This window comes from Streptomyces microflavus (assembly GCF_014650075.1).
In the GTDB taxonomy this organism is placed as follows: Bacteria; Actinomycetota; Actinomycetes; order Streptomycetales; family Streptomycetaceae; genus Streptomyces; species Streptomyces microflavus.
In genome coordinates, this window is the sequence record NZ_BMUG01000016.1 from 40243 (window position 1) to 57891 (window position 17649).

Annotated in this window: 11 protein-coding genes and 1 pseudogene; 5 read left to right on the forward strand and 7 right to left on the reverse strand. The window is 67.1% G+C overall.

Annotated features, from left to right (window positions below; translation table 11 throughout):
• Positions 1–336 precede the first annotated feature (336 nt).
• Positions 337–6420, forward strand: coding sequence for a DNRLRE domain-containing protein (locus tag IE264_RS34175; RefSeq protein ID WP_229887910.1), 6084 nt, complete (start codon positions 337–339; stop codon positions 6418–6420).
• Positions 6421–6792: 372 nt separating this feature from the next.
• Here the strand turns inward: IE264_RS34175 and IE264_RS34180 are convergent, their stop codons facing one another.
• Together IE264_RS34180 and IE264_RS34185 are read right to left on the reverse strand one after the other, a co-directional pair.
• Complete coding sequence (locus IE264_RS34180) at positions 6793–7275, reverse strand: hypothetical protein (protein WP_190167779.1); 483 nt, start codon at positions 7273–7275, stop codon at positions 6793–6795.
• Positions 7272–7961, reverse strand: a pseudogene (locus tag IE264_RS34185) (IS256 family transposase); the annotation flags it as partial. The pseudogene IE264_RS34185 and the gene IE264_RS34180, both read right to left, overlap by 4 nt.
• 708 nt (positions 7962–8669) lie before the next feature.
• Between IE264_RS34185 and IE264_RS34190 the strand changes: the two are divergent.
• The 4 genes from IE264_RS34190 (at position 8670) to IE264_RS34205 (ending at position 14458) form a co-directional block, all read left to right on the forward strand.
• Positions 8670–10550, forward strand: coding sequence for an ATP-dependent nuclease (locus IE264_RS34190; protein ID WP_190167780.1), 1881 nt, complete (start codon positions 8670–8672; stop codon positions 10548–10550).
• Positions 10547–12448, forward strand: coding sequence for a UvrD-helicase domain-containing protein (locus tag IE264_RS34195; protein ID WP_190167781.1), 1902 nt, complete (start codon positions 10547–10549; stop codon positions 12446–12448). Before IE264_RS34190 ends, IE264_RS34195 begins: the two co-directional genes overlap by 4 nt.
• A gap of 107 nt (positions 12449–12555) precedes the next feature.
• Positions 12556–12762 (forward strand): hypothetical protein, encoded by a 207-nt coding sequence (locus IE264_RS34200; protein ID WP_190167782.1) that lies wholly within the window; start codon positions 12556–12558, stop codon positions 12760–12762.
• Positions 12763–13324: 562 nt separating this feature from the next.
• Positions 13325–14458 carry an outer membrane protein assembly factor BamB family protein gene (locus IE264_RS34205; protein WP_190167783.1) on the forward strand — a complete coding sequence of 378 codons (1134 nt, stop codon included), beginning with the start codon at positions 13325–13327 and terminating at the stop codon, positions 14456–14458.
• A gap of 156 nt (positions 14459–14614) precedes the next feature.
• Here IE264_RS34205 and IE264_RS34210 read toward each other — a convergent pair whose 3' ends face one another.
• From IE264_RS34210 to IE264_RS34230, 5 genes are all read right to left on the reverse strand, one after another.
• Positions 14615–15298 carry a hypothetical protein gene (locus IE264_RS34210; protein WP_190167784.1) on the reverse strand — a complete coding sequence of 228 codons (684 nt, stop codon included), beginning with the start codon at positions 15296–15298 and terminating at the stop codon, positions 14615–14617.
• A 17-nt stretch (positions 15299–15315) separates the two neighbouring features.
• On the reverse strand, positions 15316–15810 hold the full coding sequence (kilB, locus tag IE264_RS34215) for a plasmid transfer protein KilB (RefSeq protein ID WP_190167785.1): 495 nt from the start codon (positions 15808–15810) through the stop codon (positions 15316–15318).
• A 96-nt stretch (positions 15811–15906) separates the two neighbouring features.
• A complete protein-coding gene (locus IE264_RS34220; RefSeq protein WP_190167786.1) occupies positions 15907–16398 on the reverse strand; it encodes a hypothetical protein in 492 nt (163 codons plus the stop codon).
• A 3-nt stretch (positions 16399–16401) separates the two neighbouring features.
• Positions 16402–17073, reverse strand: coding sequence for an Lsr2 family DNA-binding protein (locus IE264_RS34225; protein WP_190167787.1), 672 nt, complete (start codon positions 17071–17073; stop codon positions 16402–16404).
• A gap of 4 nt (positions 17074–17077) precedes the next feature.
• Positions 17078–17626 carry a WhiB family transcriptional regulator gene (locus tag IE264_RS34230; RefSeq protein ID WP_190167788.1) on the reverse strand — a complete coding sequence of 183 codons (549 nt, stop codon included), beginning with the start codon at positions 17624–17626 and terminating at the stop codon, positions 17078–17080.
• Positions 17627–17649: the final 23 nt, after the last annotated feature.

Consider the following 17649-nt stretch of genomic DNA (forward strand, 5'->3'; position numbering starts at 1 on the left):
TTGGTGTCAAGGAGGGCAATTAGGCGCTCCATCCGAACTCCAGTCGGCCCTATGTCCAGTTGTGGAACAGTCTTTAAGGTCTGCTGGGTTGATTTCAAGCCTGAATGGCCAGATTCAACATATGCAACATTTTGAGCCGTCCTCACGGGAGGGTGGTGACATGACGTAATGATTATGTGAAGATCGCCAGTTGGTGGAGATGGTCTACACCAGTGAGGACTTCACATGTTGCCTAGCTTCAACAGAGGGACGCGGCTCAGACCCGCGGACTCCGACCAACCTCTCCGCCCGTCCAAACAGCGGCTGAGACCTGTCGCCCTGGCGGTGACCCTCGTGATGGCTGTGCAGGCGGGCGTGATCGTCCAGGGCACCGGTGCGGCAATCGCGTTAGCCAAGGACACGGAAACCACGAAGCCGCCGGCCACGTCCAAGGACTTGGGCCCGGCAACTGCCGCTTCGGAAGCCGCTGCGCGACTGAAAGCCAAGATCCAAAACCGCAGGATCGAGGTCACTGAGGCTCGCTCGGAAACGTCGTCCGCCTTTGTGAACGCCGACGGCACAGTCACGTCTGAGATGTACTCAGGCCCCATCCGATTCAAAGAAGACGACGGCTCGTGGCACGACGTCGACCCGACGCTGGCCGTGTCCGCAGACGGTTCGATCAGCGCGAAGGGGCACCCACACGGGCTGACCCTCGCCGGCAAGAAGCCAGCTCCGAAAGCGTTGAAGGCTACCGGAGTGGCCAACGCATCAGCCGGCGTGCCGCTGGTGACGATAGAGGATCGTGCCGGTCGGCCCATGGAACTCGGCTGGTACGGGTCTCTGCCCACCCCCACCATTGAAGGCGCCGAGAGCACGGTCGCCCGGTACAAGAACGTAATGCCAGCGACGGACATGCTCATCGAGTCCACGCGGACCGGCTACGAGCAGTTCCTGGAGCTGAAGGACCGCTCCGCCGTCGATGTCAACGGCCAGGTTTCCTACAGCCTGCAAGCCAAGGGCCTCAAGGCCAAGGTGCACGACGACGGATCAGTCACCTTCACCGACTCGAAGGGCAAGGCCGCAGGAATTCTGCCGTCGCCGGTGATGTGGGACGCCCGCACCGACAAGAACTCCGGTGAACACACCCGCACCGCGAAGGTCGGGGTGAAGGTGACCCAGGACGGTGACAGGATCACCATCGCCCTGACACCGGACGCAGGGTTCCTGGCCGACGAAAAGACCCAGTTCCCGGTCACGATCGACCCGTCGATCAACGTCGGAGCCAGCTTCGACACCTTCGTCCAGGAGGGCCACACCACCGACCAGTCCACTTCCACCGACCTGAAGATCGGCAACAACGGGTCGAGTCAGGTCGCCCGTTCCCTCCTGTCTTTCCCGATGAAGAACATCACCGGGAAGCAGGTCACCGCGGCGAAGCTCAACCTCTTCGCGTACCACTCGTGGTCGTGCACGGCCAAGGGCTGGGACCTGTACAGCACGGGTGCCCCCTCGACGAGCACCCGTTGGACGGCCCAGCCGAGCTGGGGTACAAAGTACGCCACCAGCACACAAACCAAGGGCTTCTCCAGTTCGTGCAACGACGGCTGGGTCAATGTCGACGCAACTTCGCTGGCGCAGACTTGGGCTGCCAACGGCAACGCCACCAACCACCTGGGACTGCGTGCCTCCGACGAGTCCGACCCCTACGGGTGGAAGCGCTTCAACTCGGGTAACGCCGCCAGCAACACCCCGTACCTGTCGGTGACCTACAACTCCATTCCCAACGTCCCGACCCTGATAGCCCCCGCAGCCGCAGCCTCGACGAATGTCACCACGCCCACGCTGTCAGCGAAGGCTCTGGACGGCGACGGTTCCCAGGTAAAGTTCGACTTCGAGGTATGGGCCTCCAACGGCACCTCGGCCCTGCGCACAGGTACCACCGCATACGTGGCCTCAGGCGCACAGGCGTCCTGGAAACCCACAGCCCTGCCGGCGGGCAGCTACAAGTGGCGTGCACGTGCCTCGGACGCTACCGCGAACAGCGCCTACGCCCCGTTCCGCACACTCACGGTTGATACCACCGCACCTGCCACAACCGCGGTGTCCTCCACCGACTTCCCTGCCAGCCAGTGGTCCGGTACGCCCGACGACGCCGGCAACTTCACCGGCACCTTCCGCTTCACCCCGCCCACCAGCGATGTGAAGGAAGTCCAGTGGAAACTGGATTCGGGCACGTGGCAGTCGCTGCCCACCACAGGCACTGCCGTCACCACAAAGCCGGTGTTCCGCGCCGGTAAGCACACCGTGACCGCACGGACCAAGGACGCAGCCGGCAACATCTCGGCGGAAACGGGCTATACCTTCTCCGCAGGGTCGGGCGCAGCTCTGCTCACCCCCGGGGACGGTGACCGCCCCGCGCGCCGCGCTGAGCTGACCGGCCAGGGCAAGACCACTGACACCGGAGTGCGCTACCAGTACCGCCGTGGCGAGACCGACACCTGGAAGAACGTTCCCGCCCAGGACGTGCGGCGTAAGGCGAATGGTTCAGTATTGCCTGCCTGGCCTGCGACGGTCACCGGCGGAAATACCGAAGCGCTGATCTGGAACATCACTGACACCCTGAGCGAAGACGGTCCAGTGGACCTGCGTGCGGTGTTCACCGACGCCACCACCACTGACGCCTCTCCGCCCACCACGGTCACGGTGGACCGCAATGCCGGCGAGGCTCCCAGCGAGGATGTCGGTCCCGGCAGTGTAAATGCGCTTACAGGAGACTTCGGCCTTTCGGCCACTGATGCCTCCGGCTTCGATCTGACTGCCACGCGTTCCTTCTCATCCCGTCGGCCTGCCAACGGCTCCCAGCAGGAAGGGCAGGTGGCCATCTTCGGTCCGCAGTGGACCTCAGGAACCCTCGCCAACCTCTCTGAGAGCGACTGGGCTTATGTTCGCCCGACCTCGGCCACCTCGCTGGCCGTGGTGGACGTGGCAGGCGCGGAGATCGGGTTTACCGCAACTACCAGTGGCGGATGGAAGCCGGAGACACGTGCGAACGGTCTGACCTTGACCGGCACGCTGGCGGGTTCTTTCACCTTGAAGGACACGAAGGGGTCCACTTCGGTGTTCACCAAGGTCGATCCGGCCGCAACTGCCTGGCAGCTGTCTCGGACATTCCTTCCCACAGAGAACTCGACCACGACGGTGATCTCGGAGAAGATCATTCTGGGCGGCAAGACTCTAGCCCGTCCCAAGTATGTGATCGCTCCGTCCTCGGCTGTGTCGGCACCCACTTGTGCAGCCACACCGTCGACCAAGGGCTGCCGGATCCTGGAGTACCAGTACGCCACCGCCACAACGGCGAGCGCTACTTCGTTGGGCACTGTTGCGGGGCAGGTCTCGGGACTTCGTCTCTGGACCACCCTTCCGGGCGCATCGACATCGACCGCGACAGCCGTCTCCCAGTACGCGTACGACAACCAGGGCCGTCTGCGCGAGCAGTGGGACCCGCGTATCTCCCCAGCGCTCAAGACCTCGTACACCTACGACAGCGCTGACCGCGTGCTGACCCAGACTCCTCCCGGCGAACTGCCGTGGACGTTCAAGTACGGCAAGGTCGGTTCCAACGCTGTGGCAGGCGAGGGCATGATGCTGGCTCTCTCCCGTCCCACGCTGAAGGCTGGCACGAAGGACGAGCAGGACGGCAACAAAGCCGTCACCTCTCTCGTCTACGAAGTACCGCTGTCGGGTGATAAGGCACCGAACGCGGTTTCCCCCAACCAGGCTGCCCAGTGGAGCCAGACGGACGCGCCGACAGACGCCACCGCGGTCTTCCCCGCCGACCAGGTTCCTGCTTCTCACCTCGGAGGTGATCTGGCAGCGACCGACTACGGCAAGGCCACCATCACCTACACCAACGCCTCAGGGCGAGCGGTGAACACCGGCCTTCCTGGCAGGCACCTGACCGTGACGCAGTACGACCGATTCGGCAACACCGTCTTCGAGCTGTTGGCCACCAACCTCGAGCTGGCCGTGGGCAGCGAGGCCTACCAGGTCAACGAGCAGAGCGAACTCGGCATTCTCGCCGACACTCCAACCGAACGCGCCCGACAGCTCGGTACCGTCTCGGTGTACTCCGCCGACGGCATGCGGAAGCTGGAGGAGTACGGGCCTCTGCACCTTGTCACCCTGACAAAGCCTCTTAACGGCGACGCGGACAGCCCCGCCCTTCCCGCCGGGGTCCAGGTGGCGGCCCGGGCACACACCACCATCGGATATGACGAAGGCCGACCCACTGACGGCACAGCCACAGTGTCCAACCAGCTCACCAGCACGACCGTCGGCGCTGCGATCGACGGTTACCCGACCGACGGAGACACGCGCAGTACAGCCACTGTCTACGACTGGGCAAAGGGACTACAGACCGCCGTTGTCGTAGACCCCGGCGGGTTGAAGCTCAAATCGGGCACGAGCTACGACGCCCAGGGCCGCACAGTCAAGACCACAGCACCGAAGTCCAACGGGGCAGACGCCGGTGCGACAGTCACCCGTTACTGGTCCGGCACCGGAACCGGTACGTGCGAGGGACGCCCGGAATGGGCAGACCTGGTCTGCTCGACGGGCCCGGCTGCCCAGATCACCGGCAGCGGTTCGAACCCGAACGAACTACCGACCAGCACCATCGAGTACGACCGGTGGGGCAACCCCGCCAAAATCACCGAGACTGCCAACGGAGTGACCCGCACAACATCCCACGTCTCCGATGCCGCAGGGCGCGCGACGCAGACCCAGATCACCGGCGGCGTCGGCACGGCGGTAGCAACCCAGACCACCACGTACGATCCCGCCAGCGGTGCCGTAGCGACGGCCGCCGACGGCACCGTCACCATCCAGCACACGATCGACGTGCTCGGCCGGGAAATCAGTTACAACGACGGATTGGGCAACACCACCCGAAGCGAATACGACAGCCGCGACCGCAAGATCCGGGTGAAAGACTCCGTACCGTCAACGGTCTCCTACGACTACGATGACCTCGGCGGTTTGCCGACACGGATCCATGATTCTGTGATGGGCACCATCGGCGACGTCACGGGCTTCTACGACTCCGACGGCCGCCTCTACAAGCAGAAGCTGCCGTGGAACATGGACGTCGAGTTCAACATCGATCCCACCGGCGCCGAAACATCCCGCTACTGGCACTGGGAGTCCGGCTGGACTGTCCAGGGCGAAACCACCAGCCAGAGCATCCACGGCCAGGTCGCCAACCGCACCACCTACACCGGAGGTGGCGCCTACCAGGAGCACACCTACGACGCGGCTGGCCGCCTCACTCGCGTAGACGACTCGCGAGCGGGCGTCACCACCCACCGGGCATACGCCTTCGACGACAACACCAACCGCACCGCTCTGACAACCACCGTCGATGACGTCGACGGAGGCACAGCGGACACGGACACCGTCAACTACGGATACGACAGCGCGGACCGGCTGACCGGCACCGGCACCGTCTACGACGCACTCGGCCGCACCACCACCCAGGCCGGCGGGGCACAGTACGCCTACTACGCCAACGACATGGTTCGCCAGAGCACGGCAAACTCCAAGCGCACCACCTGGAACCTGGACGCTGCCGGCCGACTCGCCTCCTGGACTACGGAGGAACAGGCAGAAAGCGGGGCCTGGAGCAACTCTGCCACCCTGACCAACCACTACGGCAGCGGCAGCGACAGCCCGGACTGGACCGCAGGAGCCGACGGCAGCATCAGCCGCAGCGTGAAGGACCTGACCGGCGATCTGATCGCCGCAACCAGCGCAACCGGAGACGTCGTCCTGCAGCTGACCAACCTGCACGGAGACGTCGCCACACAAATTCCGCTGGTTTCCGGCTCCACCCCGGTGGTCAACGCCTACGACGAGTACGGCAACCTGCTGCCCGGAACCGATCCCACCCGCTACGGCTGGCTCGGCGGCAAACAGCGCTCCAGCGAAACCCCCAGCGGAGCGACGCTGATGGGCGTGCGCCTCTACGATCCCAGCATCGGGCGATTCCTGTCAGCGGACCCGATTCCGAACGGAAACGCCACCGCCTACGAGTACTGCGCCGCGGATCCCATCGGATGCACCGACCTGACCGGTGCGTATAAGGTCACGCGGTGGAGTCCGTGGTACTCCCCGGTCTACTACGTGACTGTAAAATTCAATAAGAAGGAAACGAAGGCCATGGCCCTAGGTGGAGGAGTTGTTGGCGGCTACCTGTCCGTCATCAAGGACAACCTGCCAAAGAGCTTCAAGCACGTAATCTACGCTTTGCGAGCCGTAGCCTGGTATATCGCCAGCGTATCGGCCATCGCTGTCGCCCGCAAAAAATGCACCAAGATCTACGCTGGCGCAGTAAAGTCGACCGTGCTTGCCACATGGAACGTATACACGGTCAAGTGCTGAGCGAATCACTGGAAGGGGGAAAGTTGGCAGTTCTCGAAAACGGTAGGATTCAAGCTATAGCGGACGCCGCAATAGCGACCGTACTGGCTGGCCTCACCCTATGGTTGGCCATACAGGGAGAAACCCTCCTAACGGTCATTTTTGCGGTGGGAAGTGCGACGTACGTGGGGGATATCCTGCGTAGAGCCAGAAAGAGACGGCGCGCTTAACCGAAAACCGAACGCAGTAGGCCGGCTTCCTCAGGAAGCCGGCCTACTGTCATTACGGAGCTCTTCCCATCCTGTGACGACGGGGTGATGGTCGGTGGTGATCTGCGTTCGTAACGAGGCAAGGCTCCTGGCCGTGAGGAATAGTCAATACCTGTGGATCAAGTCAGTTCGGCGGTTGCTCCGGTCGTTCCATCCGTCGGCTTGCCGCGTTGCGGACGCGGCGGGTGCGTCCCCGTTCGGCGAGCAAGCTGAGGGCGTTGGATGAGGTAATGATCCGCGCGGTCGTGGCCGTGCGTTGGAACCAGTCGGATGCGGCGGTGAGCTCCTCGGCCGCCCATGACTCGTTCATGGCCATGGTCCTGAGAAGGGTCCACTCGCGCAGGCGGCGGCTGAGGTAATCCCGGTCCCCGACGATGGCGGCCATGCGGTGGGCCCAGGCGGTGAAAGCGGTGTCGGTCAGCAGCTGGGAGGCCCGGCGGTCCAGGTGGTGGATCACTGCGGCCTGCGCCATCGCCACATCCTGGTCGCGCAGCACCGTGGCCACCAGATCGGCCTCCTCCGCATCCGCGACAGCGTCGAGAGCTTGCAGGTAGTGCGCGTAACGCAGGTGCTCGGCGGGTTCGGAGTCGTGCTGCGGGTCGGTCATGCGGCCATCCCTTCGGGCCGTTCCACCAGGTGGCCACGCTCGAAGCGGGCGCCGGCCCGGACCAGGGCGACGGGGTGGGGTGCGTTCACCGATCGCCAGCGGGCTTGGGCGGACTCGATGAGCTTGAAGACCATCGGGAGGGCGGCGGTCCGCCTCCCGGCAACCTGGGTGACCTTCGTTCGGAGCCGCACGGTGGCGAAGGTAGATTCGATGGGATTCGTCGTGCGTAGGTGGATCCAATGTTCGGCCGGATAGTCGAAGAACGCCAGCAGTTCGTCCGCGTCGTCCGTGATCCGCTTGACGACCTTGGGGTACTTCGCGCCGTACTGCTCGGCAAAGGCGATCACCGCCTTGACCGCATGCTCCTTGTCCTCGGCGTTGTAGATGTTCTGGGTCGCGCGCTTGGCCGCGGGCTGCGCGGACTTGGGCAGGGCGTCCAGGCAATTGGCTGTCTTGTGAACCCAACACCGCTGGTGGCGGGTGGTGGGGAAGACCTCGCTCAACGCGTTTCAGAAGCCGAGTGCACCGTCGCCGATGGCCAGCACTGGGGCACGCATGCCACGGCGTGCGCAGTCACGCAGCAAGCCGGCCCACGCCTCGGACGACTCCCGGTAGCCGTCGATCATCGCGATCAGCTCCTTTGTGCCATCCGCCCGCATGCCCATCAACACCAGCACCGCGGCTTTTACGTCTACGTCTGGGCCGACGGCGTCCACCTGCGGATCCGCCTGGAAGAGGCGGAGCCGCCAGCATTTGAGGGTGGCCATGGCGCGTTCGCCGAGGCTGCGGATCTTGGCGTGATCGCGCTTCGCCAGGCCAGGCAGTCGCCGACAAGAACATCAAGTCCGTGACCTTTCCCGTCCCTTCTGTGAGTGGAACCAGAAGCGATATGTCCTCCTGACCAGATCCCCTGCCGAATGAGTTCGTCTCGTCGGCCGCGAAGCTCTTCAGCGGTGGGCTGAGGGCGGGGAGGCACTTATCGCGGTCATCGCCCGGTAGCGCCTTCTCTTCTCAGAACCTGCGGTCGGGATCTTCCGCGCGAGCAGCCTCTTACCTGCGCAGGAGGCTGGCGTTGCGTCGGCGGGCGCTCTTGAGCTGCGCTTCCTTGTACTCGATTTCGGCGGCCAGGGCGAGGTTCTGCGGGGAGCGGCGGCTCTCCTGCACGCTGCCCTGCCGGGCCGGGCAAGACCGTCACGGGTGGCCCGCAGGAGTGCGGTTGTCCGGGCTGGGCGAGGCGCCTGGGACCCTTGTCTCCGCAATTTGCCGGATTCTCCGCGAGCGGCGACCTCGGAGAGCATAGGATTCCGGAAATATCGATCATGGGCCGCGCGCCTGGGGGACTCCTTCCCGGAGAAGAGGGCGCCGCGGCCCCGTCGGCGGGGGAATCTGTGTACTTGGCGCATCTTCGGGTCGAGAACTTCCGGGTCTTCGGAGCCGCGGCCCAGAGCGAGGGCGAGACGGACGCGTCGCTGGACCTGTCGTTCACGGCCGGGACGAACGTGCTCGTCGGTGAGAATGACAGCGGGAAGACGGCGATCATCGACGCGATCCGGCTGTGCCTGCAGACCGCGGCGTCGGACTACTACCGTGTCTCCCAGGACGACTTTCACCTCGGGAAGGGCGGGCGGGCGGAGACCTTCACCATTGTGTGCGGGTTCACTGCTCTGTCGACCGAGGAGCAGGCGGTCTTCCTGGAACTGCTCACCCACGACCGCGGCGGCGCTGCCTGGCTCTGCGTGACGTTTAAGGCCCAGCGGATGGACCCAGTCCGAAACCGGGTCTCGGTCACCACCCGGACCGGACCGGACGGCAACGGCCCCGCCCTGGACGGCGCCGCACGCGAACTCCTGCGCGCCACCTACCTGCGCCCCCTGCGCGACGCGGAGGCGGAACTGCGCTCGGGCCGTGGATCACGGTTGTCCCAGATCCTCGCCGGCTACCCGGCGATGAAAGACCAGGGGATCGATGACTACGACCCCGATGGCGACGACCCTCCGTCCACTCTGGTGGGGATCCTGCGCCGCGCCGAGCACGACATTCGCGACAACGATGCCGTCGCTGATGTGAGTCAGGACATCAACTCGGCTTACCTGCAGCGGTTCGCGATCGGCGATGACGTCCTGCGCGCCAAGATCAGCGTCGCCACCGACGCGACGCTGGCCCGCGCGCTGGAACGGCTCGAACTGAATCTTTTTACCGAGTCCGACGAGTGGACGCGCCGCGGGCTCGGCTACAACAACGCCTTGTTCATGGCCGCCGAGCTCCTCTTGCTGGGCAAGAGCGAACTGGCACCCCTGCTGCTGATCGAGGAGCCCGAGGCGCACCTCCACCCCCAGCTCCAGACCCGGATCATGGACCTGCTCCGCGACAAGGCCCAAGGGCCGCAGGAGGGCGGCAGGGCCCCGGTCCAGGTCATCCTGACCACCCACAGCCCCCAACTCGCGTCGTCGACGCCCGTCGAGTGCCTGACCCTTGTCGTCAAGGGCCGCGCCTTCCCGCTGCGGCACGGCATCACACGTCTGACCGGCGAGGACTACGCGTTCCTGACCCGGTTCCTGGACGTCACCAAGGCCAACATGTTCTTCGCCCGGGGCCTGGCGATCGTCGAGGGCGACGCCGAGGCAATCTTCCTGCCCGCCCTCGCCGCCGCCCTGGACATGCCCTTCAACGAGCTCGGCGTCAGCGTGGTCAACGTCGGCCACGTCGGCCTGTTCCGCTACAGCCACGTCTTCCAGCGCTCCGGCGAGCAGATACCCGTCCCCGTCGCCTGCATCCGCGACCGAGACCTCGTCCCCGCCGGCACCCCGGAGAAGATGCGCGGCGAACTGAAGTGCTGGGACGAGATGACGGAGCAGCAGATCGCCGCGCACGTCACGGACCTCGCCAGCGGCGACGACGGACCGGTGAAGACCTTCGTGTCGAACTGGTGGACGCTGGAGTACGACCTCGCCGCCACCTCCTGGACCATGGCCAGGCTGATGCACCGCGCGGCCAAGCTCGCATCCGTCGCAGAACGGTCCTGGCCGGACGCCGCCAAGACCGATCAGGTCATCGCCCAGGCCGACAAGAATGTCGACGAGTGGGAAAGCCAGAACCTCACTCTGGAACAGGCCGCCCTGAACATCTACAGACCACTCAAACTCAACAGCGCCAGCAAGTCGATCACCGCGCAATTCGCCGCCCAACTGCTCACCTCCACCCCGCTGACGGAGAGCGACGTCCCGCCCTACCTGGTCGACGCCTTCAAGCACCTGTGCGGCGAGGTGACCCCGTGACCGGCACCCACCTGCCCGATGCCTTCGCCACCCACAAAGTGGAGGCCATGGTGAAGCTCCTGGGACTCGACCCGCTCGACGCCGCGCAGTGGGACTTCCTCCAGAGCGAGACCACCCAGGACCTCCAGGCCGCCCCGGGGTCGGGCAAGACCACCCTAATCGGGCTCAAACTCGCGCTCATGGCCGACGCATGGACCTCCCCGACACGCGGGGTGTGCGTGCTGTCCCACACCAACACGGCAAAAAACGAGATCTCAGACCGGGTGGCCTCCCTCGCCGGGGGGCGGAGTCTGCTGCGCTACCCGCACTTCATCGGCACCATCCAGTCCTTCGTGCACACCTTCCTCGCGCTGCCGGCCGTGCGGGCCAAGGGCGTCGAGGTCCGGTCCGTCGACGACGCGGCCTTCGAGACCGCAGCAATCCGGCTCCTGCAACAACACAACTACTCCACCCTGCGCAGCTACGTGGAACGCCAGCGCGAAGGCGTCGGCATCGTCACCGGGGCAACGTTCACCTACACGAGAGGCGAACTCGTGGTCACCGGCGCGACCAGGGAACCGCCCTTCGGCGCCGAGACGGCCAGCGGCAAGCAGTTGTCCAGCCTCAAGCGGACGCTGGCCCGTCGAGGCATCTTCCGCTACCAGGACATGTACGCCATCGCCCAGCAGTACCTTGCCGAGCGCCCCGGCATCGTCCCGGCCGTCTCCGCGCGCTTCCCGTTTGTTCTCCTCGACGAGATGCAGGACACCAGCGCCCCCCAGCACGAACTGCTGGACCTCGTCTTCGCCTCCTCGCCCACCGTCGTGCAGCGGGTAGGCGACACCAACCAGGGCATCTACCGTGACGCCGGCACCGTGGACGGGCCCGCGTCGGCGTTCCCTCTGGCCGGCGCCCCGGAGCTGCCGGTCAGCCGCCGCTTCGGACCACAGATCGCGGCAGTGGCCAGCCGCTTGACCGTCCGGCGTCCCCAGCAAGTCCATGGAGCCGGCCCCGAGGGCCAAGTCGCGGTCCTGCTGTTCGACGAGGCCACCGCGACCGACGTCGTGCCCACCTTCGAACGCATGGCCGCCGCGACCTTCCCCGAAAACGTCCTCCTCAAGCACCCGCCGCGTGTGCTGGGCGCGCGGCAGGGCCGGGGAAACTCCCAGGCATACCCACAGTCGATCTCCTGCTATTTGCCCGGCTACACCCCGCCCGGCCGCCCGACAGCCCACCGCGCCCTGATCGACGCGGCCCGCGCAGCAGGGACCCACTGGAGGCCCGGGGACAGCCACGAAGCAGTCACCGAGTTGTGGAACGCCCTGCGGGCGTGTTTCACGCCCCTGGTCGGCGACGGGCTACCGGCGCTCAGCCGCCTGGATAGGTCTGCGGCGACCCCCGGCGGCAGGGTGCGGATTCTGTTGCGTGAACTCCTCGTCCACGGAGCCGCGTTCGACGAGGTGGGCTGGGGCATGCTCATCGAGCAGCTGACCGTCCAGATGGAACTGCTCGCCGACCGGCCGCTGAAGGCCGTCGGCCTGGATTTCACCCCTACGGCCGAGCCGGCTGTAGCAGTGGGCGGCGCCCCCCGGAGCTCCGCCGCGGTGTCGGCAGTGCGAGCCGTGCCCGGAACCATTCAGAGCGCCAAGGGCGAGACCCACGCGGCGACCCTGATCCTGGAATGCCTGGAGAAGACCGGCAAGAAGTTCGACGTGACCGAGTCGCTCCGCATGATCGCCGAGGAGAGCGACCCCCAGCGCGAGCTAAAGAGCGTCCAGGCCGCTGTGCAGCTCGTCTTCGTCGGAGCGACGCGCCCCACCCACCTCCTGGTGCTCGCTGCCCACCGCGACCGCGGCAAGCGGTACGCGGAGTTGATGATCGACACGGGCTGGGACGTCCGGGACCTCACCGAGCACTGACCCCTGCTTCGTCCTGGCGGAACCGCCCCGTCCGGGTTGATGGGCGTCTCCGTCACCTTGCGGGATGTGACCGCCGGGTGGTGCGTCATCCGCATCCTGGCAGCGGTTTGAAGATGAAGACTTCGGCACGCCCCGGCACGCCGCCCAGCACGACATGCGAATGGCCAGGGTTCGACGACCAGAAAGTAGGACACCCGCAGGCCGAGCGGACCACCATCCGACACAACGGCAGCCACGCCAAGATCCGCTGCAGCACCAACCAGATCACCGACATCGTGAAGGCCGTGGTCGTCCTTCGCCACGCCTCAAGCTGAAGTTGGAAAAGGCTCATAGTTCCGAGTTGCTGCCGTGGACCCCGTAGCCGGTGGCCCGGCCGACGAAGTGTCCGGCGTCCAACGGCCGTTCGATAATCCTGCCAGCCAGGCCCAGCTTGGCCGCAAAGACAACAACCCGGGCCCGGCCCTTGGATACCCCTCCGCCGGACTTCGCCGTGCGTGACCGTGCCACCGGCAACTTTCCACCCTCCGTTCTCTTCGTGCCGGAGGAGGCAGCGCTCGACGGTGGACGTCCAAGCAGCACAGGGGCTTCACCTCTCCCCCCGCACGCGGGGACGGCATCTCCTCACGGGGTGCCATCGCTGCGGGGCAGCACGGATGATCACTGGCATCTACGCTGTAGGCCATCCGAGTGACTGGACCAGGGGCGGGGATTTTCATGGCGGAGCGAACGAGCAGCGCCCGAAGAGGCGGCACGGGAACTCCACGCGCATGGAGGTCCCGGCTCGGCTGCCTTACCGGCATAGGCGTCGCACTGGCGATCGTCGGCGGCACTACTTGGGGGACCCTGGATTTCCTGGGCTACTGGCCGGGATCCTCGATGACGACAGTCTGGGATTCCCGGAGCGAAAGCAAAGCTGCCGAGGAGAGCACCCACCAGACCTGGCTCGTCGGCGACACCCTCACGCTCGCCCGGTACGACGCCGTCACCGGCTTCGACGCCGACTCGGGCAAGGAGCGCTGGCAGTTCGTCCCGCCGCGGGGAACCGATATCTACGCCGCCAGCAAGACCACCGACAGCGCCCGGGCGCTGGTCGCCCATACCGGAATGACCGGAGCAGCCAGCGGGCGCTGCGCCGTCGTCACGGCGCTGGACCTCACCGACGGGCGCGAACTGTGGAACACCACCCTCGCCATGGCGAGCGGGGGCACCGCCGACAGATCCGATGCCCTGGCCACCGGCGGCGGGCTCGGCGTGGTCCTCGACGCCGGGACCGGAACGGACACCACCACCGTGCGCGCATTCGATCTGCTCACCGGCTCTGAACGCTGGACGGCCGCTGTGCCCAAGGGCTGCGCCCCAGCCAGGACCGCCGTTGCGCCGAAGCAGGTCGTCGCAGTACTGGCCTGCGGCGAGGAGGTGAAGCTGGCCGCCTTCGACCCTGCCGACGGCAAGGAACGGTGGACCACACCCCTCGACACCCGCAATGGCGTTGCCACCGGCTCGAGCGTCACGATCACAGCCACCGACCCGATTGTGCTGCGAGTCGACGAGGGCGACCGGGGCATCGAGGCCTTCCTCACCTTCGGGCCGGGCGGCCGCCCCGGAGCGCGGGTCCAGGTCACCGGCGACGACTACGGCTCGATCGGCCCGGACACGGTCGTCTCCGACAAGCGACTCTTCGCGCTCACCGACGGCGGCCCCTGGGGACGTCTCGTCGCCTTCGACCTGACATCCGGCGACGAACTGTGGCAGAACGACGACATCGGCGGGGCCGCCTACACCATCCAGGGACTGCACACCCATGCAGGCCGGGTCATGGCCGTGAAGGCATCCGACAGATACGGGGACCACCTGTACGGCTTCGACGCCGCCACCGGAGACGAGGAGGAGGACCGCACCTTCCGGAACAACGCGGGCTCCTTCGACCGCCTCCTCCCCTACAAGGACCGGATCATCGCCATCCGCTCGAGCAACTCCGCCAAGCCCTTCACCGCGTACGAGCGCTGGTGAACTCCTTCACTTGGGCTGCCCACACTTGTTGTAGCCCTTGGTGCCGTTCGCATGGCAGGGGAGCCACGTAGAAACGCAAGAAGGCCCGCACCCCTGCCACAGCTTTCGCGGCAGGGGGGGCGGGCCTTCACAGTGAGAATCAGCCTGGCTGGGACGTCACGCGCCCGAACCCACGACTGCGGTGTTCAGGAGCGCGACGACGTCGGTGCCGCACGGGTTGGTGAACAGCTGGTGGTCGCTGACATCGAGGGGCCCGAACCGCACGGACACGCGGTGTCCGGGCACGAGGGTGGTGTCCTGCCCGGCCAGTGCGGCGGTGAGCCGGTAGTGGTCCTGCTGCGCGTGGTGGGTCTGGGTGTACGGGCCGAGGCGCAGCAGGGTGTAGCCGTCGAGGCTGCCGTCGCGTTTGCGGGCCTCGATGTGCAGGGCGTAGTGGGCGGGTTCCATGCCGACGTCGTCGGGCAGGGGGAGGTTCGCGGCGGCGTGGGTGAGCGTCTCGTAGCCGGGCTGCCAGATGCCGAGGATCGCGCTGGTCGGGCAGCGCAGCCAGCCGCGTTCGATGTAGCCGAGTTCGCGGGCGTTGCGGTAGGCCGCGGCGTGCGGTGTGGCGGGGTGGACCAGGGCGACGGCGATCATCGTCCCGTGGTCGTCGCCGGGCCGGGTGTGCGCGCGTTCGATGAACGGGCCGACCCTGACGGCGATGTCCTGGGAGAGGCCGGGAGCCCAGGGCTGCGGGTTGCGCAGGGCGGTGAGCGTCGCACGGAACTGGTCGACGACGGCCTGGTCCTGGAGAGAGATGGCGCCTGGAGCGCGGCCGCAGCGGCGGAAGCGACGGATCATCGGGGGCTCTCCTGCTCTTAGATGGGGTGGGTGCTGGCCGGTCGGAGGTAGTGGGCGGCGGTGTTCACGAAGGTGTCGTGGGCGTCCTTCGCCGCCTCGCGGGCCGTGGTGAGGTCCTCGGTGGTGGCGTACGCGTTCCGCATGGCGTAGGTCAGCTCGATCATGCGGTCGGCGGCGGTGCGCACGGCCTGGTCCTCGATGAGGACGCGCAGGGCGATCAGGGGGCGGGTGATGGCGCTGCGGGTCATGTGGCTCTCGCCGCGCAGGGTTTCGATCCGTTCGGTGCCCGCGCTCGTGAGGGTGGCGTCGCCGCGCCGCCACATCGCGGTGCGGTGGTCGCTGGCGGCGCAGGCCAGGGCGGTGACGGCTTCCAGGCGGTCGCGGCGGATCGTCTGGCCGTGGGTGACGCGGATCTGTCGTTCGGCGGCGCGTTCCTGGAAGCGGCCGGAGACGATCGCACCGAGCAGGGTGGCGACGACGGCAAGTGAGGCGGGGACGAGGACGGTTAACACGCAAGAGCTCCTGGTGCTGATGGAAGGGGAAGAGGAAAGCGCCGTGCCCCGGCCTTTCGGTCGGGGCACGGCGCTGGGGTGGTCAGGTGTGGGTGGTCACTCGCCGCCGGCGGACTGGCGTTCCTCGTACGTGTCGAGGAGCGCGCCGATCTTGTCGGGGTCGGGTGCGGTGCCGACCGGCTGGCCGGTCTCGGTGAAGACCTCCACGCCGGTGGTGTCGGCGTCGAAGTAGCAGAGGTACGGCCCGAACCGCTCCAGCACCGCCGTGGCGTCTGGGGCCGGGTCGGTGAGGAGGGGCGCGGTCTCCAGGACGGCGAGGGTGGTGACGGCCAGCCACACCGGCTCGTCGGGGGTGCGGGGGAGTCGGAGGTGGCCGGTGACGCGGAGCTTGTCACCGGGTGCCAGGTCGTGGATGGCCGCGAGGGCCAGGGCGGGGTCGGTGACGCCGCACGGCAGGATCATTTCGTCGGTGCGCTCGTCGGTGGGGGAGACGGTGAGGCGGAACCGGGCCGTGCTGCCGTGCAGGTCGCCGGGCACGCTGGGCTCCTCCAGGAAGCCGTCCAGGACTATGGGTGCGTTGGTGTCCATGGGTCAGCCGGCCTTCCGGGCGGGGGCCCGGTGGGCGGTGTCGTACGCCTCCTGGATCCGCTGGGGCACCATGCCCTGGTCGGCGACCTGGTGTCCGTTCTCCCGGGCCCAGGGCCGGATGGCGGCGAGCTCCTGCCGGCTGCGGCCACTGCCCGTACGGGTTGCGGTGGGCGCGGCCGCCGTGGTGCGGGTGTTCGCCTTCACGGTCCGCAGCTCCTCCTGAGCGCGTTCCAGTTCGGCCTTGGCCCTGGCGACCTTCTCGTCGGCCTCGCGCTGGGCGGCCTCGGTGTCGCGGCGCTCGGTCAGCTCCGCGAGGTCGGCGGTGATGCGGGTGGCCCGGTTGCGGACGGCGGCGGCCGGGTGGGCGAGGGCCCAGTCCAGCAGCTCCTGGACGGGGTTGGAGAAGGTCAGCGGGACGACGGGGACGTCGATGGTCTCGGTGGCGGGAGCGGTCGTCATGGTGGGTGCGTCTCCGGTTTCCGGGATGAGGGGGAGCAGGGCGGTGACGGTGTCGGGGTCGGTGGGCAGCCCGAGGACGTCCAGGAGCAGCGTCATGTCGTGCTTGTCGCGGGAGTGGTGGGCGGTGACCCGGGCCGCGGCGGCGAGCTGCTGTGCGGAGGGGGGGTCCAGGGGGAGGGACTCGGCTTCGAGGGCTTGCGCCCAGTCGGTGAACACAGCGCTACGCCGCCTTGCCGGTGAGGGCGAGTTCCAGCACGCGCCGGTTGGCGGCCGCCTGCTGAGGGGTGATCGGCTGCTTCCAACGGCTGTAGGGCTCGGGCCGGGTGGGGATGAGCTCCAGCTCCAGGCGGGCGAGGGCCTTGTCTCGAACGGTCGGCGGGGCGGTGCGTGCCGTGTGCCGCTGCTCGCGTCGGCGGCGGTCCTGGTCGGCCACCACCCCGGCCCAGTCGTCACCGAGGCGGGCCGTGAGCTGTTTGCGCAGCCTGGTGCGGTCGCGCTTGGTGGTCGCCGCCCACACCCCGGTCGGCGTGAGGTCGGGGTTGGCGAGCGCCCACTTGAGGCACTCGGTGACGACCGGGCAGGTGGAGCAGGCCTGTTTGGCCTGGGCGGTGGCCTTCTCCCGGGCGCGCGGGTCGTCCGTGGTGCTGACGTCCTCGATCGCGAACTGGGCGGGGGTGGTGCGGCAGGCCAGGGGCTGGTCGGAGACGGGGAAGGGGATCCGGGTGTCGGCCGGGACGAGCGTCGCCGTGCCGGTACGGGAGCCGGGCATGAGAAGCCTCCTCGGAGGAGCAA